At 40.0% G+C, this 24,172-nt stretch carries 35 protein-coding genes and 1 pseudogene; all 36 read left to right on the plus strand.

The window, feature by feature from the left end; genetic code table 11:
• The first annotated feature begins 132 nt into the window (after nucleotides 1–132).
• Nucleotides 133–645 (plus strand): DUF1642 domain-containing protein, encoded by a 513-nt coding sequence (locus IGJ17_RS04120; protein WP_429961111.1) that lies wholly within the window; start codon nucleotides 133–135, stop codon nucleotides 643–645.
• Nucleotides 642–767: a hypothetical protein gene (locus IGJ17_RS04125; protein ID WP_429961112.1), complete on the plus strand. Its 126-nt coding sequence runs from the start codon at nucleotides 642–644 to the stop codon at nucleotides 765–767. The genes IGJ17_RS04120 and IGJ17_RS04125 overlap by 4 nt, the downstream gene beginning before the upstream one ends.
• Nucleotides 768–872: 105 nt before the next feature.
• A complete protein-coding gene (locus IGJ17_RS04130; RefSeq protein WP_429961113.1) occupies nucleotides 873–1,187 on the plus strand; it encodes a hypothetical protein in 315 nt (104 codons plus the stop codon).
• 32 nt (nucleotides 1,188–1,219) lie between these two features.
• Nucleotides 1,220–1,552 (plus strand): hypothetical protein, encoded by a 333-nt coding sequence (locus IGJ17_RS04135; RefSeq protein ID WP_429961114.1) that lies wholly within the window; start codon nucleotides 1,220–1,222, stop codon nucleotides 1,550–1,552.
• Between the two features lie 34 nt (nucleotides 1,553–1,586).
• Nucleotides 1,587–1,730: a hypothetical protein gene (locus tag IGJ17_RS04140; RefSeq protein WP_429961115.1), complete on the plus strand. Its 144-nt coding sequence runs from the start codon at nucleotides 1,587–1,589 to the stop codon at nucleotides 1,728–1,730.
• A 47-nt stretch (nucleotides 1,731–1,777) separates the two neighbouring features.
• Entirely contained in the window at nucleotides 1,778–2,995 is a 1,218-nt protein-coding gene (dcm, locus tag IGJ17_RS04145) for a DNA (cytosine-5-)-methyltransferase (RefSeq protein ID WP_429961116.1), read from the plus strand.
• A 275-nt stretch (nucleotides 2,996–3,270) separates the two neighbouring features.
• Nucleotides 3,271–3,600: a hypothetical protein gene (locus IGJ17_RS04150; protein WP_429961117.1), complete on the plus strand. Its 330-nt coding sequence runs from the start codon at nucleotides 3,271–3,273 to the stop codon at nucleotides 3,598–3,600.
• Nucleotides 3,587–3,868, plus strand: a complete 282-nt coding sequence (locus tag IGJ17_RS04155; RefSeq protein WP_429961118.1) for a hypothetical protein — start codon at nucleotides 3,587–3,589, stop codon at nucleotides 3,866–3,868. The genes IGJ17_RS04150 and IGJ17_RS04155 overlap by 14 nt, the downstream gene beginning before the upstream one ends.
• 23 nt (nucleotides 3,869–3,891) lie before the next feature.
• Complete coding sequence (locus IGJ17_RS04160) at nucleotides 3,892–4,107, plus strand: hypothetical protein (protein ID WP_429961119.1); 216 nt, start codon at nucleotides 3,892–3,894, stop codon at nucleotides 4,105–4,107.
• A complete protein-coding gene (locus tag IGJ17_RS04165) occupies nucleotides 4,094–4,312 on the plus strand; it encodes a hypothetical protein (protein ID WP_429961120.1) in 219 nt (72 codons plus the stop codon). Before IGJ17_RS04160 ends, IGJ17_RS04165 begins: the two co-directional genes overlap by 14 nt.
• Nucleotides 4,313–4,314: 2 nt before the next feature.
• Nucleotides 4,315–4,557: a hypothetical protein gene (locus IGJ17_RS04170; RefSeq protein ID WP_429961121.1), complete on the plus strand. Its 243-nt coding sequence runs from the start codon at nucleotides 4,315–4,317 to the stop codon at nucleotides 4,555–4,557.
• 488 nt (nucleotides 4,558–5,045) lie between these two features.
• Complete coding sequence (locus tag IGJ17_RS04175) at nucleotides 5,046–5,459, plus strand: hypothetical protein (protein ID WP_113849809.1); 414 nt, start codon at nucleotides 5,046–5,048, stop codon at nucleotides 5,457–5,459.
• A gap of 234 nt (nucleotides 5,460–5,693) precedes the next feature.
• Nucleotides 5,694–5,879, plus strand: coding sequence for a hypothetical protein (locus IGJ17_RS04180; protein ID WP_207490761.1), 186 nt, complete (start codon nucleotides 5,694–5,696; stop codon nucleotides 5,877–5,879).
• A 52-nt stretch (nucleotides 5,880–5,931) separates the two neighbouring features.
• Nucleotides 5,932–7,143, plus strand: coding sequence for a helix-turn-helix domain-containing protein (locus IGJ17_RS04185; protein ID WP_429961122.1), 1,212 nt, complete (start codon nucleotides 5,932–5,934; stop codon nucleotides 7,141–7,143).
• The gene (locus tag IGJ17_RS04190; protein WP_429961123.1) at nucleotides 7,133–7,477 is read left to right on the plus strand and encodes a hypothetical protein; all 345 of its coding nucleotides are present in this window, start codon (nucleotides 7,133–7,135) and stop codon (nucleotides 7,475–7,477) included. The genes IGJ17_RS04185 and IGJ17_RS04190 overlap by 11 nt, the downstream gene beginning before the upstream one ends.
• A gap of 227 nt (nucleotides 7,478–7,704) precedes the next feature.
• Nucleotides 7,705–8,484: a terminase small subunit gene (locus IGJ17_RS04195; RefSeq protein ID WP_429961124.1), complete on the plus strand. Its 780-nt coding sequence runs from the start codon at nucleotides 7,705–7,707 to the stop codon at nucleotides 8,482–8,484.
• Nucleotides 8,469–9,764 carry a PBSX family phage terminase large subunit gene (locus IGJ17_RS04200; protein ID WP_429961125.1) on the plus strand — a complete coding sequence of 432 codons (1,296 nt, stop codon included), beginning with the start codon at nucleotides 8,469–8,471 and terminating at the stop codon, nucleotides 9,762–9,764. The genes IGJ17_RS04195 and IGJ17_RS04200 overlap by 16 nt, the downstream gene beginning before the upstream one ends.
• A 13-nt stretch (nucleotides 9,765–9,777) precedes the next feature.
• Entirely contained in the window at nucleotides 9,778–11,217 is a 1,440-nt protein-coding gene (locus IGJ17_RS04205) for a phage portal protein (RefSeq protein ID WP_429961126.1), read from the plus strand.
• Nucleotides 11,210–11,413: a hypothetical protein gene (locus IGJ17_RS04210; RefSeq protein WP_086317145.1), complete on the plus strand. Its 204-nt coding sequence runs from the start codon at nucleotides 11,210–11,212 to the stop codon at nucleotides 11,411–11,413. The genes IGJ17_RS04205 and IGJ17_RS04210 overlap by 8 nt, the downstream gene beginning before the upstream one ends.
• Nucleotides 11,414–11,425: 12 nt before the next feature.
• Nucleotides 11,426–12,532 (plus strand): annotated as a pseudogene (locus IGJ17_RS04215) (minor capsid protein); the annotation flags it as partial.
• Nucleotides 12,533–12,682: 150 nt separating this feature from the next.
• Nucleotides 12,683–13,012: a polymorphic toxin type 50 domain-containing protein gene (locus IGJ17_RS04220; RefSeq protein ID WP_429961626.1), complete on the plus strand. Its 330-nt coding sequence runs from the start codon at nucleotides 12,683–12,685 to the stop codon at nucleotides 13,010–13,012.
• Nucleotide 13,013: 1 nt separating this feature from the next.
• Nucleotides 13,014–13,220 (plus strand): hypothetical protein, encoded by a 207-nt coding sequence (locus IGJ17_RS04225; protein WP_142424825.1) that lies wholly within the window; start codon nucleotides 13,014–13,016, stop codon nucleotides 13,218–13,220.
• Between the two features lie 197 nt (nucleotides 13,221–13,417).
• Entirely contained in the window at nucleotides 13,418–14,083 is a 666-nt protein-coding gene (locus IGJ17_RS04230) for a DUF4355 domain-containing protein (RefSeq protein ID WP_429961127.1), read from the plus strand.
• 19 nt (nucleotides 14,084–14,102) lie between these two features.
• Nucleotides 14,103–14,429: a hypothetical protein gene (locus IGJ17_RS04235; RefSeq protein WP_429961128.1), complete on the plus strand. Its 327-nt coding sequence runs from the start codon at nucleotides 14,103–14,105 to the stop codon at nucleotides 14,427–14,429.
• Nucleotides 14,430–14,451: 22 nt separating this feature from the next.
• Nucleotides 14,452–15,474 (plus strand): major capsid protein, encoded by a 1,023-nt coding sequence (locus IGJ17_RS04240; RefSeq protein WP_429961129.1) that lies wholly within the window; start codon nucleotides 14,452–14,454, stop codon nucleotides 15,472–15,474.
• An 11-nt stretch (nucleotides 15,475–15,485) separates the two neighbouring features.
• A complete protein-coding gene (locus IGJ17_RS04245; protein WP_121262110.1) occupies nucleotides 15,486–15,746 on the plus strand; it encodes a conjugal transfer protein in 261 nt (86 codons plus the stop codon).
• Between the two features lie 13 nt (nucleotides 15,747–15,759).
• On the plus strand, nucleotides 15,760–16,095 hold the full coding sequence (locus IGJ17_RS04250) for a phage head-tail connector protein (RefSeq protein ID WP_429961130.1): 336 nt from the start codon (nucleotides 15,760–15,762) through the stop codon (nucleotides 16,093–16,095).
• Nucleotides 16,092–16,442 (plus strand): hypothetical protein, encoded by a 351-nt coding sequence (locus IGJ17_RS04255; protein WP_429961131.1) that lies wholly within the window; start codon nucleotides 16,092–16,094, stop codon nucleotides 16,440–16,442. Before IGJ17_RS04250 ends, IGJ17_RS04255 begins: the two co-directional genes overlap by 4 nt.
• Nucleotides 16,432–16,974, plus strand: coding sequence for an HK97 gp10 family phage protein (locus IGJ17_RS04260; RefSeq protein ID WP_429961132.1), 543 nt, complete (start codon nucleotides 16,432–16,434; stop codon nucleotides 16,972–16,974). Before IGJ17_RS04255 ends, IGJ17_RS04260 begins: the two co-directional genes overlap by 11 nt.
• Entirely contained in the window at nucleotides 16,974–17,336 is a 363-nt protein-coding gene (locus IGJ17_RS04265; protein WP_010749493.1) for a hypothetical protein, read from the plus strand. The genes IGJ17_RS04260 and IGJ17_RS04265 overlap by 1 nt, the downstream gene beginning before the upstream one ends.
• 12 nt (nucleotides 17,337–17,348) lie before the next feature.
• Nucleotides 17,349–17,762: a phage tail protein gene (locus tag IGJ17_RS04270; protein ID WP_429961133.1), complete on the plus strand. Its 414-nt coding sequence runs from the start codon at nucleotides 17,349–17,351 to the stop codon at nucleotides 17,760–17,762.
• 20 nt (nucleotides 17,763–17,782) lie between these two features.
• A complete protein-coding gene (locus IGJ17_RS04275) occupies nucleotides 17,783–18,046 on the plus strand; it encodes a putative Ig domain-containing protein (protein WP_429961134.1) in 264 nt (87 codons plus the stop codon).
• Nucleotides 18,047–18,085: 39 nt separating this feature from the next.
• On the plus strand, nucleotides 18,086–18,493 hold the full coding sequence (locus IGJ17_RS04280; RefSeq protein ID WP_429961135.1) for a DUF6096 family protein: 408 nt from the start codon (nucleotides 18,086–18,088) through the stop codon (nucleotides 18,491–18,493).
• Nucleotides 18,494–18,516: 23 nt separating this feature from the next.
• The gene (locus IGJ17_RS04285) at nucleotides 18,517–18,891 is read left to right on the plus strand and encodes a hypothetical protein (RefSeq protein ID WP_429961136.1); all 375 of its coding nucleotides are present in this window, start codon (nucleotides 18,517–18,519) and stop codon (nucleotides 18,889–18,891) included.
• A gap of 10 nt (nucleotides 18,892–18,901) precedes the next feature.
• Nucleotides 18,902–23,797, plus strand: a complete 4,896-nt coding sequence (locus IGJ17_RS04290; protein WP_429961137.1) for a transglycosylase SLT domain-containing protein — start codon at nucleotides 18,902–18,904, stop codon at nucleotides 23,795–23,797.
• A gap of 13 nt (nucleotides 23,798–23,810) precedes the next feature.
• Entirely contained in the window at nucleotides 23,811–24,167 is a 357-nt protein-coding gene (locus IGJ17_RS04295) for a DUF6711 family protein (RefSeq protein ID WP_159151150.1), read from the plus strand.
• The last annotated feature ends 5 nt before the right edge of the window (nucleotides 24,168–24,172 follow it).

Consider the following 24,172-nt stretch of genomic DNA (forward strand, 5'->3'; position numbering starts at 1 on the left):
CAACTCAAATTCAAATCAGAAACATGTCGGATAAGGACCTAGTATGGAGAAAGAAAGTGATCGACAGCCATGTCGAGAGATTGCTTAAGCAACAAGAATGGCTAGCCGAGGAAATGGAACGGAGAAGTAAAGATGAACAAACAAGAATTGATTAATAGTGTAAAAGCTTGGGGTGCGTGGTGTACCGACCATAACACTGGTGAAAAAGATCGATACGTAAAAATTGATAAGGTTAGAGAGTTGATTGAGCAGTTAGACGAAAAACAAAAAGTGACGGTGCCTAATTTTGTAGCTATATGGCTCAAACAATGTAAAGAAAAAGCTACACTTGCTGATTGCCTGGATGGATGTTATGAAATCTCAAATGGTGAAGTTGTTAGCTCGGAAGATTTTCAAAATTGGGTTGTAGACAACGAAAATGACGAGCTGACTGCTAAAGCGTGGATGTTTGGATATGAAGTAGAGAAAGAACCAAATTTTATTGTGAAAGTTGGAAATCTTTATCTAATTGAGCCACTAGGAGACACATCTGATTCCACTATTAGGACAACTTGGAACCATAAAAATGCATATGAATTTACTAGTTACGATATAGCTCAAACGCATGCAAATAAATTCGGAGGAGAAGTGGAGGAAGTCAAATGAAACTAGCAGACACAGTAACAGGCGTAAAAGACGGTAAGTATAGCCCGCCGCCACGTGTAGTCAGAAAGCAACGTAGAGTAAAAGCAGGCATCGAGTATTGGTGCGTGACCGAACGTTTTTAAAACACCTTTCAAAGCAGTGTGTGTCAAAGTTCTTGAGAACTCAGCTATTGTGACGTTTGGCAGCGATCGGACAGTTGTTAGATTGCGAGATATGAAGAGGGTGGAATGATGGTTAACAAAGAAGATTTGTATCGGTTGGAAAGGTTAGTTAATACGCCAGGTGCTGATGAAGACGAAATCAGAGTTTTGAGAAAGGCTTTGTGGGGAAAGAGTTACGATCGACCAAAGCAGAATAGATACAACTCAACGCCAGTCAGGTTTACTTTTCCAGATGGAGAAGTTAAAGAATTCAGCACACAGCGTGAAGCCGCAGAGATTTCAGGGCTGAACAAATGGACATTGGATCGAGCATGCAGATTGCAGATACCTTTGAAGAAAGGCAATTTCGCAGGTGCAACGGTTGAGATATTGAGTCAGTAATCGGAAGAAATACACAACTAGGAGGAATTAATTTGAAAACAATTAAACAATTACAAAACGAAGTACATGAGAATGCAGTAAAGCATGGATGGTGGGATGAAGAAAGAGAGTTCGGTACGCTAATAGCTCTTTGCCATTCCGAATTGTCAGAAGCGCTAGAAGAATCTCGGAACGGTCACGAGCTTAACGAAACTTATCTAGGCGAAAACAGCAAACTTGAAGGCGTGCCTTCTGAACTTGCCGATGTGGTTATTCGTATCATGGACATGTGCGAAAGGTACGGCATTGATTTGCAAGATATCATCGAGCAAAAGCATGAATTTAACAAAAGCAGACCATATAAACACGGCGGAAAGAAGTTCTAGTAACGACAGAAATAGCGGAATAGGAGTGAAAGAAATGACAGTTGCTGAACTAATTGAGGAACTAAAAAACTATCCATCTGATGCAAAAGTTACCACAACAGTTGTTGGGGAAGTATGCGAAGAACCTTGGTTAGAATATAACGAAGAATACAACATTGTCGATATAGGTACTACTTGATTAAGTCAGCTATCCACCAAAATAACCAACTAGAAAGGAGACGGAAAATGAAATTTTTAGATCTGTTCGCAGGTATCGGTGGTTTCCGTCTTGGAATGGAACAAGCCGGTCATGAATGTGTCGGCTTTTGTGAAATAGATAAGTTTGCTCGAGCAAGTTATAAAGCTATTCATAATACAGAAGGAGAGGTGGAGATGCATGACATCACATCAATTTCAGATGAGTTTATTCGAGGAATCGGAGATATCGACATTATCTGTGGAGGATTTCCGTGTCAGGCTTTCTCAATCGCTGGAAAGCGGCAAGGTTTCGAGGATACTAGAGGAACTCTCTTCTTTGAGATTGCAAGGTTCGCATCTATTCTCAGACCACGGTTTTTATTCCTTGAGAACGTCAAAGGACTGCTTAATCACGAAGGAGGGGCTACGTTCGAGACGATCCTCAGAGCCTTGGATGAACTTGGGTATGATGCGGAATGGGAAGTGCATAACTCTAAAGACTACGTTCCACAAAACAGAGAGCGAGTATTCATTATCGGACATCTTAGAGGAGAACGTACCGAGCAAGTATTTCCTTTCGAAAGAATCGACAGAACGATTGTTGAGTTACAAGGACAACAGGCTTACGCCAATACACTCACAACGAGAATCGAAGCGCAAGGAACAGGAACGTATGTTGCTGAACGTAAACAGCATGAAGAAAAAATAGCCATACCTGTTTTGACACCAAACAGATTGGAAAAACGACAAAAAGGTAGACGCTTCAAAAGTGATGGTGAAGAAATGTTTACTCTCACTGCCCAGGATCGTCATGGCGTCATGATTGTCGGAGGTCTTTATACGAATGATTCCGAAAAGTTTAGTCGTGGTGTGCTGCCTGGACTAAGCAGAACACTTAAGTCGCAGAACCATGATGCCGCAATTTTAATAAAAGAAGCAACTGCACAAGGTTACGCACAAGCCCTGCCAGGAGATTCAATCAATATCAGCCATCCAAATTCTGAAACAAGACGGGGGCGAGTTGGTAAGGGGATTGCCAATACTTTACTAACAGGAAAAGAGCAAGCTGTAGTTACAGAAGAATTTCAGATTCGAAAACTAACACCTAGAGAATGTTGGCGGCTGCAAGGATTCCCAGATTGGGCATTCGATCGTGCAAAAGAAGTTAACTCCGATAGCCAACTATATAAGCAAGCAGGCAACTCGGTTACTGTGCCAGTGATACATGATATTGCTAGAAGATTAGTCATCTATCCGACGAAATAAAAAAACTACTCTAAGGGAAGAGTAGTAAAAAATTAGAATTTAATTTTTTGAATCATTAATACCGTGTTTTACAGCAAGTCTAATGACCCAGTATAAACAAAAACCAATGAAAATGTACCAAACTAAACTGAAAAGCCACATTTCAATCACTCCTTTTTTTAAGTATATCATTCAATGTTAAAAGTAGACCATTAAAAATTTAACTATGGTAAAGAGAGGATGTGGCAACACAATTATTTCCGCAATCGTCAGCGATAAATGAACGGAGGGGAAAAATGACATTTATAGATTTTGATCCAAGATACAGATTTTCCTTAATTCATCAGCAAGGCAACATTCGAACAGTACACGGATACTACGACAAAGAAATAGAAGCATCAGTTAAAATTAAAAACATTCTAGATACTGAAGATATCGAAAATTTGGAGGATGTAATCGAACTTTATAAAGTCGACGTAAATGATCTAGAAGAAAAGCACAATACAGAGTTAGAAAATATCGATATGCATGATGTATGTTCGGAAAGTCAATTGATTCATAAACTAGTTGTTGATGACAATTTCCTTTGGAAAAGATTTGAGGTTAGCAAACATGATACCAAATAGCATCAAAGTAGCTGGTATGACATATAAAGTTGAAGAAGTGCCGTTTGTTGAAATTGATGGAGACAGAAACTTTCAAGGGGTCTGTCTCTATCATGAAAATACAATTCAAGTTCTTGAGACATTGTCAGAAGCCCGGAAAGAACAAACTTTTGTACATGAGCTGACACACGCCATCTTTTATGAAGCTGGGTTTGAGGATCAAGACGAAGACATGATCAACAGAATATCGTTGGTTTTACATCAAGTTTTAAAGGATCTTCAGCAATAGCAAACAGGAGGGATAAGGTAACTATGGAAAAATGTAAAGCATGTTCCGACTATTTCAATTGGGATGATGAAGTAATAGAAGTGGATGATGAGTATTATCACAAAGATTGTGTGACTCTCTATCCAACAGGATATGTTGCTTTTTTAGATGATGACTGTCTGGGAGAAACTGAAAATGCAGATGGGACTACGGCTTATAGTATTTTGGAAGAAGGTCAATATATAGATGACACAGATTAAGAACAGGAATAACCAAACAAATGTTAGGCTATCCATCATCATAATACTGCTGACAATCGCTGGCTTGAGTTGGCTATCCTATACAATTGTGGACCAGCAAAAGCAAATCGTGAAGCTAGAACAGCAGCTGCAGCATGAGCAGATGAAGCACAAGATTATTATCAACGATCCGTTAGTCAGGGATGCGATGGAAGCGGGAGGATGAAGATGGCATCAGATGAAACTAGTCAAAAAATGTTTATTAATGCATACAACGACTGGAAAGAAATAGTAAAAAAAGCTTCTGATGCTTTGAGAGCTTTTGGTGCATCAATGGATGAAGCTGTTCTAAATATTCAAATCAAACAATCAAGAGATCCAAGGGTCAAGAAATATCATCAAATTTATCGAAGGACAAAGAAATCTAGAATCAAGAAAAAGCAGCTGAAGAAAATCAAAGCTATCTTGTAAACGGAGGATAAATGATGAACTTTGCAGTAGCGATTTTTCTCGCAGTCGTAGCGACAGTGGTTGCAAGCGTGATATTCGGTAAGGAAGACAATGAGGAGGGCAAGTAAATGTGTGAGTACTGCAAACCCGATCCAAGAAATAGGGAAACTTTGTATAGATCTGATTATCTGTGGTCAGGACGTACCGACTGTGTGGAAGTTGGAGTGAATGGCAATACAATGCATGTTACAGCTGAAGTTGATAATGCGGGTTACACAGCAGAGTTTGAGATTACCTTCTGTCCTATGTGCGGGACAAGATTAACCATGGAGGGCAAATAATTGTTAGACTTTCAAGTGATAGTTTTGATGCTATTGATATTTGGACCAGGAATTGAAATCAGAGATAAGTCTAGTAGATTGCGCTTTAAGGCATCAGGTCTTCTATTCGGAATAATAGAGTGTATTACTTGGTTGATTGGAAAATTTAGGAGCTAGGAGGGCAAGTGATTGAGTAAGAATGATTCATTAATCAATGAGCTAGATAGAAAGTTTGCTAACTACCATGCATATAACAAAGAGATTGCTATTCGAAAAGAGGAGCTGAAGCTTCGAGAAGTCGATGAAAATATCGGTGGCGGTCGAAGTAATATCATGAGCAATCCGATTGAGTCGCAAGTAATAAAAGAAATGTCCGATCCATACATTATGAATCGAGAACTGTGGAAGAAAGCTGTGAAGGAAACTCTGAGCGATCAAAGTGCGGATATTAGAGTTTTGATTGAAACCAAGTACTGGGGAGAAGACAGTTGGATGGACTGGAAATCCTTTGGAGATAAGCATGGGTATAGCAAGCCAACAATTTATCGGATTCGTCAAAAAGTATTATTCGATTTTGGCAGAAGAATTGGTGAAATTAACTAATTTGAGACAAAAACGTATAGTTGTCTCACTGTCAATAGGGGTAAAATAGTATTATCAGATATCGCCCACAAGCAGAAACGCACAACGGCATTCAACCTCCTTTTGATACGTAAAAATTATTCTGTGGGCGATAGTAATTAGTTTCGTAATTCTCGATGGGACAAGATATTCTTCTTGAGGGGATATATTATAGGACGGATAAACCGTTACTATATATATTAAAGGAGAATTTACATGAACAATCAAATGCTTAAACTAAGGAAAGCTTCTAAAGAATTAGTTGCTTATCTAAAGGCGCATCCTAATGATAAAGTTATTGTTAGGAAGGGTCTACTGATATTTCCTCGAGAAGTGGACTTTATCCACTCCTTGAGTGAAAGTTTAGAAGAGAACCTAAGGGTTATTCAGAAGAATAGTTAGTATCTAAGAAGTCACTCACTCCGAGTGGCTTTTTATTTTGCAGAAAAGCGAGGTGGCAGACATTACTAAATGGACGGAACAGCAGGTCAAACGATTGTCGGAATTGGCAAATGAAGGACTAACAAATATAGAGATAGCGCCTATGCTGTCAGAGGAGTTCGGCAAAGAGTTCTCATGGCCAAGCGTTAGAAGTAAACGTGCCAGGTTGAAGTTGCCACCGAGCGAAAAGAATATGCGTGTTAAGCAAACAGATAAGGCTAAGAAGAATGTAGTATCTACAGAAATCAAATCAGATGGTACTCAGACTAATCTTATCAAGTTACGTATGACTGAAGAACAGTCAAAGAATCCTAATTATGTATTACAAGCACATGGGTATGATCCCGAAAATTGGGAACTGGTCCAAGCGACTAACAACATTTGGGAACAGAACAACCGAGTAGATGGACTTATACAGCTTTATCAATCAAAGATAGTTGTTAGACCGAAACCTAAAGGATTTAACTTAGCATCTTTTACCGAATCAATTGAGCCAGTAAAACTAACCGCAATCAAGACGGGTGAGAGAAACTTGTTTATCGGTTTGGCTGATTGGCATTTTGGCATCACTAAGCTAGAGGATTTACAAGACAAGCTAGCAAGAATGATTGAAGTTATCTCAAAAGGCTATAAGCAGATTGTTATTGGTCAGCTAGGAGATTTATTTCATAGCAGCCAAATCAAAAAGTCAGTCACGATGGCTGGAACACAATTAGATGATGTGGACATGGAGCAAGCGATTAAAGACGCTCGCTCCTTTTTTGATGTGTTGATTACTGAGTGTGTGAGACATTCGAAGAAAGTAACTGTGGAACACGCTGAAGGGAATCACAGCGGATCTATCGAGTATATGTTTCTCCTATATCTAGAAGCCAAGTACCCAGACATCCAAGTGCACGCACACAACAAATATCGACAAGCATTCATGTTGGATGACGTGGCGATCATGATTACTCACGGGCAGTATGGCAAGCGGAAAGATTTGCCGATGTTGTTCGCTACTGAGTTTAGCGATATATGGAGTAATGCAACAACAAGGGAGATAATCACTGGTCATTTCCACACGCAACAGACGAACGACTACCAAGGAGTGATCCATCGTCAATTAGGAACAATTAAACCGAATGACAACTACGAGATCGAGAACGGTTGGACGATGGGCAAGAAGGTGCTGCAGTTGTTTGAATATGATAGTGAAAGGTTGAGGGTGACTTATGACATATAAAGTAAGGTATCTTTTGCTCAGGATGCAAATGAAATGGCATTACTACGTTACCCAAGACATGAACAAGTGGGAAGAGTTATGGAAAAAGAAAAATCGCATGAAGAAGCTTATGGCATCTAATGGACAAGAAGTCTATGCAGTCGTTAAAAAGGGATTCAAAGTTAGAGCAGTATGCAATAATCCTTTTCCACAACCGGAATTCGAGCCATTCGGAGATATGGTGGACATCTATTCGATAATGGCAAGTAAAGAAGATGCTGTACGAACGGCTGAGCAATTAACGGAACAAAATTCTATTTATCAATATGAAGTTCGTGAATATGAGTTGGGGTGACTGATATGCATTACTATTACATCCAACTATCAGTAGGAATACTAAGGCATAAGAATATCCGACAAGCGGAGTTGAAACCAAAGCACACGTTGCTTGAATGCTGTGGGCAGTTTAGTGACGAGTATATCGATCGGCATAGGCTGATATATGTTGGGCATGGTTGGAAGAGTGATTCGCATATTGTTGAGAGGTTGAACAGATTTTTATAGAAAGGTGGCGGCGTTAATGTGCAGAAATGGGAGTTAGCATACATAGATTATCAAAACGGCATGAAGTACAAAGACATAGCCGCTAAACATGATGTATCTATCAATACAATTAAATCTTGGAAGTCTAGAAAGTGGAATGCACCTCCTGAAAAAAAGGGTGCAACCAAGAAAGAAAAGGTTGCACACAAAAAAGAGGTGCAACCAGTAATAGATAATGATGATCTAACAGAGCAACAAAAACTGTTTTGTCTTTATTATCTAGAGTGTTTCAATGCTACTAAGGCATATCAGAAAGCTTACCAATGCGATTACACAACAGCAAATTCTCATGGTTATCGTATGTTGTCAAATGTGGTAATAAAAGAAGAATTGTATCGTCTTAAAGCCGAATTACAGCAAGATGTTTTTCTTGATGCTAAGGATTTGATACAAGAGTATATGAAACAAGCCTTTTCTGATATCACTGATTTTACAGAGTTTGGACAAGAAATAGTTCAGTTCAGTGATGGTAGCGAGGGCCCAGTTTCTTTTGTACGATTAAAAGATTCGGATTCAGTTGATGGTTCCCTTATTCAAGAAGTGAAGAAAGGCAAAGACGGCGTTTCAGTAAAGCTGTATGACAAACATAAAGCTATGTCAGAACTCATGAAATATCTTGGCGGCGATCGGTTAAGAGAAGCGCAGATTACTGCTGCTATTGCTAAGAATAAAGATGGTAGCGAAGAGTTTGACATGGAAGATGATGGTTTCCTGGAAGCTTTGGAATCTGAAGGTGAAGAACTATGGCCAGAAGAGTAAAACAGGCAGTATTTAAGTTCAAACCTTTCAGTAAAAAGCAGAAGATGATTCTTACATGGTGGACCAAGAAGTCCGCTGTCAAAGACAAAGATGGAATCATAGCCGATGGTGCTATTCGTTCAGGCAAAACTATTTCAATGTGTTTATCTTATGTCATGTGGGCTATGTCAAGATTTGACAGCAAGAACCTTGGGATGGCAGGCAAAACAATCGGCTCGTTTCGGCGGAATGTACTTTTTTGGCTTAAACTTATGCTTCTATCACGAGGATACCGATATAAAGATCATCGTGCTGACAATATGCTGGAAGTCACTAAAAAAGGCAATACCAATTACTTCTATGTTTTTGGTGGTAAAGATGAACGGTCTCAAGATTTGATTCAAGGTATCACATTAGCTGGCATGTTCTTTGATGAAGTAGCGCTTATGCCAGAATCTTTTGTAAACCAAGCGACTGGACGTTGTTCTGAGAAAGGTTCAAAGTTTTGGTTCAACTGCAACCCAGATGGCCCATATCATTGGTTCAAACTGAATTGGATTGACAAGATCAAAGAAAAAAATCTGGTGTATCTTCACTTTACGATGGATGACAACCTTAGTTTAGATGAATCAATCAAGAAGAGATATCGCAGCATGTATTCAGGAGTCTTCTACAAACGATATATTCTTGGTTTGTGGACAGTTGCTGAAGGCGTTATTTACGATATGTTTGATCAGTCAAAGCATGTCTACAATAAACTAATTGATTTTATTTTTGGCGATAATTATATAAGTATTGACTACGGTACGCAGAACGCTACCGTATTTTTGTTGTGGCAAAAAGGCAAAGATGGCATCTGGTATTGCGTAAAAGAATTCTATTATTCTGGACGTGATAGCAAGAAACAAAAGACCGATAGTGAATTTGCTGATGAATTACAGAAGTTTACCGAAGGCATCCGTATTAAAGAAGTGATTGTGGATCCGTCTGCTGCTTCTTTTATTGCCGAATTAAAGAAGCGAAACTTCAAAATAAGAAAAGCAAAAAATGATGTGCTAGATGGCATTCGTTTTGTTGGTACTCTCCTTAACGAAGAAAAAATAGCGTTTAATTCCTCTTGTGTGAATACCCTTAAGGAATTTAGTTCATATATATGGGATTCTAAAGCAATGGATCGTGGGGAGGATAAGCCAATAAAGCAAAATGACCACGCAATGGATGCCGTAAGATATTTCGTTTACACGATTATCTTTAAGAGTAACAAAGTTAAAATTACTAATCGTCCTACATGGATGGAATAAAGAAGGTGAAAGAATGGCAATTGCTATTGATCGTGAGTTAGCTGGTGATATTAATAACCCTAGTATGGAAGTAATCAATTTCTGCATGGATGAGCATAAGAAAGAAATACCACGGCTAGATATGTTGTTTGATTACTACGAAGGTAAACCGCATAAAATTGGGCAAACGAAGATTCGAACACCTCACGATATGGACGAAATATTCGTAAATAACGCCAAATATGTAACGGACATGATGGTCGGATTCACAGTCGGCGCTCCTGTATCTTATGCACCAGCAAAGGATAAAGATATTACACCTGTTACCGATGCATTAGAAAAGATGAAAATTAAGAAGCACGATAAGGAATTAGAAAAAGGTTTATCAACAATGGGCATGGGACTTGAGTTACATTACCTTGCTATTAAACCCGGTACCGAAGGAAACGATGTTCCTGAAACCATACCTAAGATTGCTTGGATTGATCCAAGAGGTATGTTTTTAGTGGTTGATGATACTATCGACCGAACGAAGCTATTTGCTGTTCGTATGGTCAAGAAGCGTGACTTGAAAAGAAGAACATTCTGGGAGATAACAGTTTACACTCCAAAGTGGGTGATCACTTATTTATCTAAAACGAAGCGATTAGACCCTACAAGCTTAATCAATAAATCGCCGAATCCTAAAGTTAAACCACATTACTACAAGGATGTACCTGTAGTTGAGTTTCGGAACAACGAAGAAAAACAAGGCGACTATGAGCAGCAATTGTCTCAAATAGATGGTTACAACGTCTTGCAGACGGATCGTATCAAAGACAAGAAGAACTTTGTCAAAGCGATTATGATCATGTTTGGATTTGGTCTGCCAGACGAAAAGCCAGATGAGATTAATGGAACAATGGCTATCGAAGCGCCAGCCAAATCAGATGGCGGAGATTTCCAGTATGCTACTAACACGTTTGATGAAACTCAAGTACAAACACTAGCTGACTCTTTGCTTGATGATTTCCACAAAACAACGTATGTCCCCAATCTGAATGATGAGAACTTTGCTGGCACTCAGTCTGGGGAAGCGATGAAATACAAGTTATTTGGATTGCTACTTGTGTTGTCAATCAAGATCGGATATTTGGAAGATGGCATCATGCAGCGTTTGGAATTGTTGCAAAACATCTTGAATGTGAAAGGTCACAATGTAGATGTCGAAGGAACAACAATCAAATTCAAACCTAACTTGCCGATTAACCGCTCAGATATCATTAACCAGATCAAGGAATCACAAGAGTTTATACCATTGTTGATTAGCCTGGGATGGTTGGATGACATTGACAATCCTCAAGAAGTAGTTGAAATGTTGAATCAGCAAAAAGAGGAAAACATGAAGCTTCAAGCCAAAGCATTGGGTGTACAAGCTGAAGACAGTCATTCGGAATTGGACAACGAGCCAGGGGAGGGCAAAGAAGATGAATGAAAAGCAGCTAAACGAACTAATGAAGATGAATGAGAACAACCAAACACTTGAGGCCACTTTCTTTGAAATGCAAAAAGGTTTAGATTATATAGCCAAGCAAGGGAAATATTTGTTTGATAAATGTTTAGAAGAGGGATTTAACGAAGAGCAAGCTTTAAAATTTTCTATCAGCATTTTAACTGGTGGGGTGAAATAAGGAGCTGATTAAATGGCTCAAAAGAAACGCAAGCTAGCTTATTGGGAACGCCGCGACATCGATGCTGAACAAAAGATAAATGACGGTGCAATCAAAGTCGAGGAAGCTGTGACCAAGGCATACAGACAAGCACAAACGTACTTAACCCAAAAGGTTAGGAAGCTATTTGCTCGCTCTCAGCAACGATCTGGACTATCTGAGGATGAAGCTAAACGGATACTGAATCAAACAACATCAGTTGAAGAGTTAGCGGAGTTAAGAAAACTATCCAAGCAGATTAAAAATCCTGAGTTGCAAGCCTCGGCCAAGAATCGATTGCAAGCATTAGCGTTTAAAGAGCGTATCACTCGTGCAGAGGACTTGAAAGCCAAGTCTTTTTTAGTTTCTAAACATGTTGCTGATGTCCAGTTAGAAAAGCAGACTGAATTTTATGTAGATGCTATTCATGAGACATATCGTGAGGCTACTGCTGAATCAGTCATTCGTAAGGCACAAGAGAATGCTAAAAATGGCGTTGTCATTGAGGTATGGAACAAAAAGGATTATCAGTTCAAAGAATTATCTACCAGGTATACAAAGAACATACTTGATAGCCATTGGCATGGATCAAATTATTCTAAAAGGCTGTGGGGCGACACTGAAGCTTTAGCGGCAAGATTAGAAGAGTTGTTCACTGTCGAATCAATGACTGGCATGTCTGAGTTTGAGATGGCTAAGGCAATAGCTAGTGAATTTGACCGCTCAATTGGTGTTGCTAGGCGGTTGATACGCACGGAAGCTAATTACATGGCTAACCAAGCAAAACTCAAAGCGTGGCAAGATAACGGCGTAAAAGAGTACATGTTAGTGGCTGTGTTGGATTTGCGGACATCTGAGATTTGTCGAGGCAAAGACCATAAGGTTTATTTAGTCTCAGAAGCTGTTGTAAATGGAGCTAGTGGTACATATCCGCCGTTCCATCCTTGGTGTCGAACGATTGCAGTAATGTATAGCAAACGCACGCTGAAATTGCCCAGAAACGCTTTGGATCCTATTAGCGGCAAAGTCATTCCGATAAAAGGCGAAACAACCTATAATGATTGGATGAACAAGCTGAAAGAAAAGTATTCTGACGAAGAAATTGCATTACAGCAAAAGAAAATAAAAAATGCTGCAAAAGATAATGCTGAATACAGAAACTTAAAAAATGTATTAGGTGATAAGAATACACCTTCGACATTGGATAAGTACCAGAATATCAAGTATAATAAGGGTAACGAATGGGAAGAATTGAAAGATCATTACTTTGTTAAATCTCGCCTGAAAGATGGAAGATACGGATCTGTTATAAACGCTGAAAAACAAGCGCCTCATATGAAAAGCACTGCTAAAGCAGGTAAAAGCTATTTCAATGATGATGTCGATGTTCAAGGGCTATTTGATAAGTATGCTGGTACTGGGGTTGTCGAAACTAATAAAAACGGTCGAATGAACAAAGAAAAAATTATGACTGATTCATTTTTAGGCTTTGATTATCGATCAGGTTTAGAGGTAAAGGGGTTTAAGATTCATCATTCAGCAAATAGAACCCATTTAGTACCATGGAAAGGAGAGAGTTAAGATGGATTTAGAAAGCTATCTAGGTAAAGAAGTCCGAGTAACGTTTTTGGATGGTGTTATATTGTCAGGTAGAATAATTGACTATACTACTAGTGAAGATAATGACGATGAAGGAGAATATTTGGTTATTAGGCCGCAATCTGGAAAGCTAAAAGATCGATCTGTTGCTTTCTTTGAACACGAAATAGAGTCAATAATTGAGAAGTAATAGCACCCAATCGTTTATTTGATTAGGTGCTATTTTTATGCCCAAACTTTGATGGCAATAAAAGCTAAGTAAAATCTAATAACGTGTGTGGGTTCAAAATAGAATATCAAAGGTAAAGCACTGTGTCTGGGCGAAAGCGTGGATGGGGTGCTTTTTGTTATGACTGTTTTGAGTGTGCATGGGTAAAGGAGAAAAATATGAAAGAAAATAAATTGTTAATGAACCAATTTGTAGGACAGATATGTAGCAATCGGTTGATGAAGATGAAACTGCAGTTCTTTGCTGATGGTGGCGAGGGTGACGGTGCAGACGGCGGTCAAGATGGTGATTCGGGTGATGGGGAAAGCAAGCCAGTTTCTTTTTCCAGTCAATCTGAATTCGATTCTGTAGTGGACAAACGTATTTCTAAAGCCATTGAAACGGCACAGGCTAAATGGCAAGAAGAAGCAGATAAAAAGATCAAAGATGCTGAGAAAAAAGGTCAAATGTCTGCCGAAGAAAAAGCTCAATACGAGTTGCAACAAGAGCGTGATCAATTAGAAGCCGATCGTGTGGCTCTGAAGCGTGATAAAGACGAAGCGGGTGTAATCAAACGCCTTTCTACTGATAAACTGCCTGATTTGCTATCAACTGTTTTGGCACCATTGTTCGGCGGTGATGAAAAGAATTTGGATGAAGCATATGGCAATGTATCTAAAGCATTCCGTGAAGCAGTTGAGCAAGCAGTTAACATTCGTCTTGCCGGATCAGCTGATAACCCAGCAGGTAATGGTGGCGGTTCAGAAGCAGAATCAATCGGTAGTCAATATGCCAAAAATGCAAACAGTCGTACAAAAGCAGACAATGATAACTTTTGGAAATAAAAAATAGGAGGAAATACAAATGTATGTAAAACCAATCAAAACAGCTGAGCAATTAAACTTCTTAGCTAGCGCAACGTTCCAAAACTTTACCTACCAAGCTGACAAATCTTTTAAAGCTGGTGAAATTTATCCAGCTAATGACGGTACAGCTTTAGGTATTGTATTCAATTCAGTAACTGTAGATGCCGAAACAGGTTCGCAACCAGTAGCAATTCTTGTAGGTGGTTATGTATTGGCTGAACGTTTGCCAGAAGCACCCACGGATGCTGCAATCACTGCATTGAAGAATATCACTTTCTTAGATGCTAACAAAAAACCAAAAGTAGCCGCTGGCGGCGGAGAATAAAAGAAAGCAGGAGGAAACAAACATGCCAACAATTATGGAATTATTTACACAAAATGAAGTTTTAAGCTATGTTCGTGATCGCGAATATAAACCTTTACTAGGTGAAACACTCTTCCCAGAGCGCAAACAACCGTCTTTGAAATTGGATCAATTAAGCGGTGGTAGCCGCATCCCTATCGCAGCATCTATCCACGACTTCGATACTGAGGCGGAAATCGGAAGCCGTATTGCTAACAAGCAAGAGTTGGAACTGAGCTTGATCAAACGCAAAATCCAATTGAAAGAAACCGACATTATTGCATTGGAAAATCCACGCACGCCTGCAGAACAAGCATATCTAGTAGGTCAAGTCTACAATGATATCGATTCATTAGTGCAAGGTGTACGTGCTCGTGTGGAAGCTATGCGTATGGAAGTATTAGCCTCTGGTCAAGTGACTGTTAAAGAAAACGGATTGAACTTCACGCTTGATTACCATGTTCCTACTGAACACAAAGAAGCCTTGACCGGTACGAACGTTTGGACGAACGAAAATTCTGATCCATTGGCTGATATCGAACGTTGGATTGATGCATTGGATACTAAGCCAACTCGTGCGCTCACTTCTCGGAAAATCTATCGTGCGCTTGCTACCCATCCTAAAATCATTGCTGCAATCTTCGGTAAAGATTCTGGGCGTGTAGTTTCACAAGCTGACTTGGATGCATTCATGGAAACTCATAGCTATCCAGTAATTCGTACTTATGACGAGAAATACAAAGTACAGCAAGCTGACGGAACGTATACAACAAAGAAATATTTCCCTGAAAACAAATTTGCTATGTTTAATGATGAGTTGTTAGGTGAAACGCTATATGGACCTACTGCAGAAGAAACTCGTTTGACTCGGGATCCAGCGGTTGATACTACGCTTGTCAGCAACGTATTGGCATCTGTTTACGATGAAACGCGTGATCCTGTCGGAACTTGGACGAAAGCTGTTGCAACTGCATTGCCTTCATTTGCAGCTGCTGATGAAGTGTTCCAAGCACAACCAATCGCATAGGAGGAAAAAATATGTTTAAAGTCAAAGTAAAAGATATCCCCGTATTCTATGCGGGGAAACGCTATGGTTCAGGTGAAGAATTAATCATCGAAGGCGATCATATGAATGATGATTTGTTTGATAAAATCGAAGAAATCGAAAATGTGCCGTTCAAAGGCGTTAAAGAAGCAACTTTACGTAAGGCACTTGAAGCTGCAAAGGTTGAAATTCCTGAAGAGGCTGATCGTGATGCATTGATTCAGCTGATGAATGACAATCAAGTAACTTTGTAAGGAGTGATAGCTTATGAATGAACAAAATCAAATCGTCCTAGATAAGCTTGCTGTCGAACTAGGGCGTAAGTTTTCTATTATGGATCCAACGGCTGTTGAGGTATTGAAAGATGATATCAAAGATGCGATGTATGATGCCTTGGATTATTGCAATCGTGATGTGCTTGTGGGCAATATGCCGTCTTCTGTTAAAGATCTGTATATCTTTCGCAGAAATACTGAAGGCAACGAAGGGGAGACAGCTCGTACTGAGGGCGGTGTATCTCAATCGTTCGAAATTGGTATTCCTGCAAAGATTCAATCAAAACTCAATCGCTATAGAGTGGCAAAAGTGAGGTCGTTCAGATGAGACTTAGGGAACGCGATTTACAAACTGTCTACCTAAAAAAACGAAAAGTCACTCATGACGAAGAAGCAGAAGAAATAATCACATACCCGTTTGATCCGATTGAGTTGCGTATGAATGTACAAGCTGCAAGCGGTACGGTAAACGCTCAGATCTACGGTAGCAAGCTTGAAACAATGAAAGCTTGCAAATATCAAGGCGATACGATTAACGAGGCGCAAAACGAACTAGATGGTGTTTGTGTATATGTTGGCAAAGACGAGGAACCAGACTTCACAATCAAATCTATCCAGACATTTTCGACACACAAGAACATTATGCTAGAAAGGAATGATAATCGTGGGAGTTGAAATCAAAGGACTGGAAAGCTTACATCGAAAAGCCAAAGCACTGCCTCAAATTTTAGATGATGCGATGTGGGATGCGACTTTTGAAATCACCGAGTTGATCAAACAAGCTGCCGAATTGCGGTTATCATCTAGCATGAAATATTCAAGTGGAGAATTATTGGGTAGTTTGAAGAACGAAGTCGTGATCAACGCACAAAACCAAATTGTTGGGCGTGTCTGGTCCGACAAGCAAGAAGCGCTATTTCGTGAAGTTGGTACTGGTCCTGTCGGTGAAGCTAGTCAAAAAGACTTACCAGAAGGATTTACACCAGTTTACTCGCAAACAGCATGGTTTATCCCAGCAAAAGATGTTGCTGTGGATTTGGAAGCTATATACGGTATTCCTCGTGTGACTGTTCAAGGTACAGACTTCTACATTACCAAAGGACAGCCAGCACGACCGTTCTTGTATCCTTCTTTAGTAGATTTGATCGGTGAAGCACCAGAAATCTACAAAGAGCATGTACAACGGAAGTTAAGGGAGTTGAAGTGATGGAACGAGTGAATATGAAGACAGTCACTGTTGAAGTATTACAAGCCGTCACTGACATCAAAAAGATTGCCACGGACTATCCTTCAACTTGGAATACATTCCCATTGGCTATTTATAGGACAGCCAATAAACCACATCAGATTGATTCGTTGGGTAATGAGTTACAAACAGATTGGACAATCACAGTTGAATTATACGGAGACAAAAGCCAGACCAGTATTGCTGAAAGTGTTTTAAGCACATTCGGTAGTATTGGTTTTTCTGGTACCGCTAAAGATGCTAACACGGCTGATCTAAAGCGAATCATCGTTGAAGTAACAGCTGTAGTTGATAATGTTACGAAATATGTTTACAAAAAATAGGAGGAATTACACATGGATTTTGCAGGACTATTATCAAAAGGTACCGTCTTAACCTACAAAGATGGTGCAACAACTAAAACTGTAGCAGCAGTTAAATCTATCCCGGCATTGGGCAGTGACCCAGAAAAAGTTGATGTTACACACTTGGGATCAGAAAAGAAAGCTTATATCAAAGGTATCGAAGATGTAGATAACTTTGAATTTGCGATCGTTTATCAAGGGGACAACTTCCGAGATGTCCATGCATTGGTTGAAACTGGCAAATCTGCGGCTTGGACGATCACATATCCAGACGGATTGAAAGCTGAATTCACTGGCGAGCCTTACTACAAATTTGATGGAGCTGAAGTTAACCAAGCGATTGGGTTTAACTTAGGTATCGTTGTAAGTGACGGTCCAGATATCACACCAGCTCCAGCAAAGTAATTAACCCCGAGTCGGTTTCTTTGTCACCTAAGACATCTACCGCAGTTGCGGGGACTGCATCAAATCGCCAACTTTCGGCAACTGTAGCACCAAGCAATGCTACCAATACGACAGTCGTATACACCATTGCACCAGCAACCGCAGGTTTAGGTGTATCGAATACTGGCAATATAACTTGGACAGCAAGCGTGCCAGCCGGAACGTATACAACAACAGTTACGACGAACTCAGGAAGTAAAAAAGATACACACGTTTTAACATTAACTGAACCACAAGAAGGTTAGTCGAAAGACTAGCCTTCTTATATTAGGAGGAAAACAATTATGTCAAAAAACAATATCGCACAATTTCCGCACACAACACCATTTGAATTAGGTAACTTAAACCTACAACTTCGGTTAGATGGTAAAGCAATTATTGCAATCGAAAAGAAACTAGATGAAGGAATCATGGGCCTGTTCGTTAAAAAACAAGGTGAAATTAAACTGCCGCCAGCAAATAGCTTGCTGATTGTTTTGCAAGGAGCAAATAAAACGAGCGGTGTTACTGAAAAAGCAATTATCGAAGCTTTTGAACAATATATTGAATCAGGCAAAACAACCATGGATCTATTTGGTGAAATCAATGACTTCTTGGATGAAGCGGGTTTTTTCGGAAAGAAAGAAACGGCGAACGAAGCGACCGATGGGGAATCTTTGGATCAGACGAACAGCGAAGACAGTCTTCTATAAAAAACTTCGATAATCTATCCGAAATGCTTGAATTCATGTACCCACAAGCGGTCGAATCAGGAATCCCTGCCACTGACTACTGGGGAATGACGCTTGAGGAAATTATGATACAAGTTCAAGCCAACAAGAAAATCAAGGAGGATGAGTTAAAAGAAAAAGCATTATTCGACTATTCTCAGCAAAGGTTAGCCGTTTTTGCATTCAATGATCCGAAGAAGTTTCCAAAATTTGAAGATGCTTATCCATTTCTCAAACAAATTGAACAAGCCGTTGAAGAAGCGAAAACGGAGGAAGAAACAAAGCAAGAAGCTATGCAGCGTGAGCAAGAAATGTTCTTGGCCCAAGCGCAGGCTATCAAAGCAACAAGAGAAAGAAGAAAACTCATAGAAGAAAGGTAGGTGAGAAAGCATGGAATTAGAAACACTTGAAGTCTTGTTAGATATCAATACTGCTCGAGTTGAGCAATCCCTAGAGAGTGTATTGCCAAAAATTGAGGGTGCAATGAGTCGAATCCAACAAATGTCCGGTAACTCAATGGATCGCACAGAAAAAAATATGGATATTGAAAAAGGCGCTAGCAATTTCACGAAACAACTAGAAAAAATGAATCAAGCACTTGAAAAGACATTAGCAAACTTCGAGCGATCGACAAAGCAATCGTCTGAAGCTGCTGGCGACAACTTCGCAACCGGGGTGCGCAAAGCACGTCCGAAGGTTACCAAGGAAATAGATGCGATGGTGAATGAGATCAACGCTAAAATGGGACAAGCGAAAGCAGCACAAGAAAAGGTTGCTTATCTGAAATCGCAAAGGCAAACGGCATCCAGTCAAGGAGATACAGGGAAAGTCGTTAAATACGATGAACAAATCGCTCGAGCGCAAGCTCAGATGACAAAATTTCAAGATCAGGCAAAAGGCATGGGTAATACAATCAAGCGTGAATTAGATGCTGTACCGTCTTCCTTGGAAAGTATAACAAAAGGCATGAGCCAAAACGAAGCCCAAATTGAAGCGATGCGAAAACGAATTCGGACGTTGAAGGCGGAGTACAACGATCAACGTGTGCCAACTGGCAGCTTTACATCTGGATTCAAGAATTATGAAGATACTCCTCAATCACTGAAAACGTCTGGAGAGATTCAAAAACAATCAATCAAGATGAATAAGCTTATAAGTGACAATGATCGTTTGCAAAAGGAATACGCACAAACAGAAGACAGAGCAGATGCGTTGAGAAAGGCTCTGCAACGAGTTAACTCTGCTTTGGGACAATCATCCATTCAAACGGGCAACGCTTCTAGCGGCGCTAGTATGACAGGCACAGGACTGAAGCAATCTGAGCGGGCTGTTTCTAAATATGGCGGTGTATTCAACCGCATGTCCAATGCTGTTTCACACGGATTCGGGAGCGTCGGAAATGGCTTAAGGAACTCTCTTGGATTTATTGGAAAGTTCGGAAGTCTATTTTCTAGTAATTCCAACAAAGTTACAGCTGGAACAAATCGAATGACAGGAAGCACGAATGCTTTTGGTCAGTCAATGAAATATCTGTTACCTTCATTGGTTGTTTATCAGCTGTTAGGTGGCGCAATTACCAAACTAGCTAGCGGTATGATGTCAGCGTTGAAAACGAACGATCAATTCAGCGCCTCGTTGAATCAGATTAAAGTCAATCTTATGACGGCATTCTATCCAATATACACGGCAATCTTACCAGCGTTGAATGCGCTAATGAGCACAGTAGCCCAACTCACGGGGCAGCTTGCCTCATTTATTGCAATGTTATTCGGGACAACCTATGATGCAGCAAAACAAGGCGCTAGTGGATTGTATGACAATATCCAAGCGCTAAACGATACTGGGTCTTCTGCAAATAAAGCCAATGAGAAAGTGAAAAAACTACAAAAATCTCTCATGGGATTTGACCAAATCAACAAGCTAACGATGGATACGGATGATGAAAAGAAGGAAGATTCCACAACTCTTGGCATTGATTTTGGTTCAGCGACAGGCACTTATTCAACGCCTAAATGGATGAAAGACATCCAAAAATTATTGAAGGATTTCTTCAAGCCTTTCCAAGATGCATGGAAAAATCAAGGACAACGAGTGATCGATGCTTGGAAGTATGCATTAGGTGAGGTAATGGGTTTGGCTTCTGCTATCGGCAAGTCATTTATGGAAGTTTGGACAAACGGAACGGGTCAATTATTCATTGAGAATATCCTGATTTTATTAGCAGATGTACTTGGCATAATTGGTGATATTGCTGGTGCGTTCAGACGTGCATGGGAAGATGATGGGCGAGGAACAAGGCTGATTCAATCGTTCTTTGATATGTGGAATCGAATTCTTGAATTACTTCATGAAATTGCTGTTGCTTTTCGAAACGCCTGGAACGATGGTCGTGGAGAAAGTATAGCTGCCAATATTCTTGAAATCTATACGAATATCTTCAATACGATTGGCAACATTGCTGAGCAACTTAAAAAGGCGTGGAAAGAAGGAAGAGTTGGAGAATCAATCTTCGGAACGATACTCGATGCAGTAGATGATTTGTTAGGTAATATCAACAGTATGACCAAAGCCACAGAAGAATGGGCAAAAAAACTTGATTTCACGCCATTACTTAAAGCGATAGATGGATTATTCAAATCGATTCGTCCTATCCTGAAAAATGTTGGCGATGGACTTGAGTGGTTGTATAAAAACGTTCTACTACCTTTGGCAAGCTTTTTCATTGAAGACTATGTGCCTAAGTATTTTGATATGTTCTCAGCAGCATTGAAGGTCTTGAACCAAGTGATTGAGATTTTCAAACCAATCTTTAAATGGTTCTGGGACGTCGTTATTGTTCCTCTTACTCAAGTGGCTAAATTCCTGATTATTGGGCAAATTGAACTTTTGACAAAAGGGTTAGAATTTCTTGCTGGTGTGTTAGAAAAAGTTGCTAACGCAGTTAAGAATCCTAAAAAAGCGATTGGTGAACTTAAAGATGTTATCGATGATCGCTTTGGCAAAATAATGAAGACTGTTTCAGATACTTGGGGTAATGTCCAAAAATGGACCAGTGACACTTGGAATAATGCTAAGAAAACAGTTACTGAGAAAGCTTCTGGTATCTGGAATAATGTTAGCGGTCGATGGAGTGACATCAAAAAGAATACAAAGGAAACTTGGGATACTTTTTCCACAGATGTATCAAACAAAGCAAGAACAGCAAAAGATAATGCGTCAAACCGATTACAAGAACTTCGGAATAACGTTTCTGATCGATGGAATAATGTCAAAAATAATACAGTTGATAAATGGAATGAAATTCGTGATAAGGTTTCAACTTCGGCTAATTCAGCTAAAGAAAAAGCAAGTACTGCATTTAGTAATTTAAAAACGAGTATGGGAAGCTCATTTGATACTATGAAAACAAACGCTTCTGAAGCTTTCGGAAAGATTACCGGTTGGGCTAATGAACTAGGAGAAAAAATAGGGAAAGGTCTTGGCAATGGCGCTAAGAAAGTTAAAGAAGGAGCAGGTAAAATTTTCAATGGTATGGTCGGAGTTATCGGAAAAGGTGTCAATGGAGTCATCAGCGGTATCAACTGGGTACTAAGTAAAGTCGGAGCAGGAGACAGCGCTCTGAAGAAATGGACCATTCCTACTTATGCTAAAGGTACCGGCTATCATCCGGGCGGACCTGCTTTAGTAAATGATGGGTTAGGATCTAATTATCAAGAAGCTTACCGGACACCTGATGGACGTACTGGTATCTTTCCGGCGCAAAGAAATCTGATGGTTAACCTTCCAAAAGGAACATCCGTCTTAAGTGGTCCAAAGACTGCTGCAATGTATGGTGTACCAGCCTATGCAAATGGTATAGGCGAATGGTTAAAAGAGAAATGGGATGGCGCAAAAGAAATTGCATCGGATATTTGGTCGTATGCATCAAATCCTAAGAAACTTTTGAATTCAGCAATTTCTAAATTCGTTAACTTGAAAGGTGCAGTTGAACCGGCTCTATCAATGGCGAAAGGTTCCGTTGGTACGATCGCAGAAGGTTCTTATGAATGGTTTAAATCGAAGTTCGATGCAGGATATGAAGCACAAAATAGTTCGTTTGATGGATCAATGGGGAGTTGGGGTGTATACAAATACCTATATGATATCGCAAGAAAAACCGTCGATCGATATCCTGGTATGAGAATCACTTCTGGGTTTAGACCAGGTGATCCACATTCCCACGGAAAGCATCAAGCAATTGACGTTGCGTATCCAGCAAGTATGAACGGATCTTCGAAATACTTTGCTCCAGCAAACTGGGTGTTTGATAACTTTGCTTCAAAAGTAGCTTACGTAATCACTCAAGGTAAAGTTCGAGACCGAAAAGGAATGTCTGGTACTGGATCGAGCGGAAGTTGGGTAAGATGGCCGCAGAATGACCACTACGATCATTTGCATATCAACGGCTCACTCGGAGCAAGCGATATAGACAAGAATGCTTCGTTTGGTGCATCTGGAGGTGCAGCAGTTGCTGGTCAGTATGGTTCATCAGTAGAAAGATGGCGATCGACTGTCAATAGCGCATTGAACAAACTAGGCATTTACTCACTAGCCAATGCAAATCGCACGCTTTACCAAATGAAGACTGAATCAAATGGTAACCCTAACGCCATCAATAATTGGGATATCAACGCTAAGAACGGAACCCCTTCTAAAGGATTGATGCAGGTCATTGATCCAACATTTAGAGCTTATGCAAGAAGCCCGTACAACAAGAATATTTGGGATCCTATGTCGAATATTTTGGCTTCTATGAGATATGCACTCAGTCGTTACGGGTCGCTTGCGTCAGCGTACAGAGGTGTGGGCTATGAGAATGGCGGACTAGTTACTCAAGACGGTTTATATCGTATGGGAGAAGGCAATAAGAAAGAGATGGTCATTCCACTTGAAAAACCGCAACGTGCTGCTGAATTGATTCAACAAGCTGTTGAGTATCTTGGGCTTGATATGTTCAACTCAAGCATAATGTTGCCAGAAATGTTCCAAACACCAACATTCACACCGTCAAATAGTACGTTTAGTAACAATAACCAAATGAATTATGAAGGTGGCGGCATGAAAGACTTCACTTCATCTATGGTAACAACATTGATGAATGCCATTTCCGCAATGGGTGCAACACCAACACAAGCACCAAATGGAGATATTGTCATTAATATTGGCGGTAAAGAATTCGGTCGTATTGCAGTAAAAGAAATCAACAAATACCATCAGCAGCTTGGTTATACAGAATTAAACATTTAGGAGGATTGATCTGATGGCTGGATATTTAAAAATTAATGGAGTTACGATCAAGACTCCTAAAAAGTTTACTGCAGGCATACAAGCAGTTGATGGTGATTCTGGTCGTAATGCGAAAGGCGATATGACTCGTGATTATATCACTACAAAACGAAAAATGGACCTTGAATGGGGTGCCTTAACGGATGCGGAGATTTCACCAATTTTAAAAGCGGTGATGTCTCCTTTTTTTGAAGTCACTTATCCCGATCCGATGGAAGGCGGCATTATTACGAAAACATTTTATGTCGGCGATCGATCAGCTCCAGCATATTCCTGGCATGACAAATTGCCCAAATGGGAAGGGCTAACGATGAGTTTTATTGAAAGGTAGGTGAG

The sequence above is a fragment of the Enterococcus sp. DIV1096b genome, from assembly GCF_050498765.1.
GTDB lineage: Bacteria > Bacillota > Bacilli > Lactobacillales > Enterococcaceae > Enterococcus_D > Enterococcus_D entomosocium.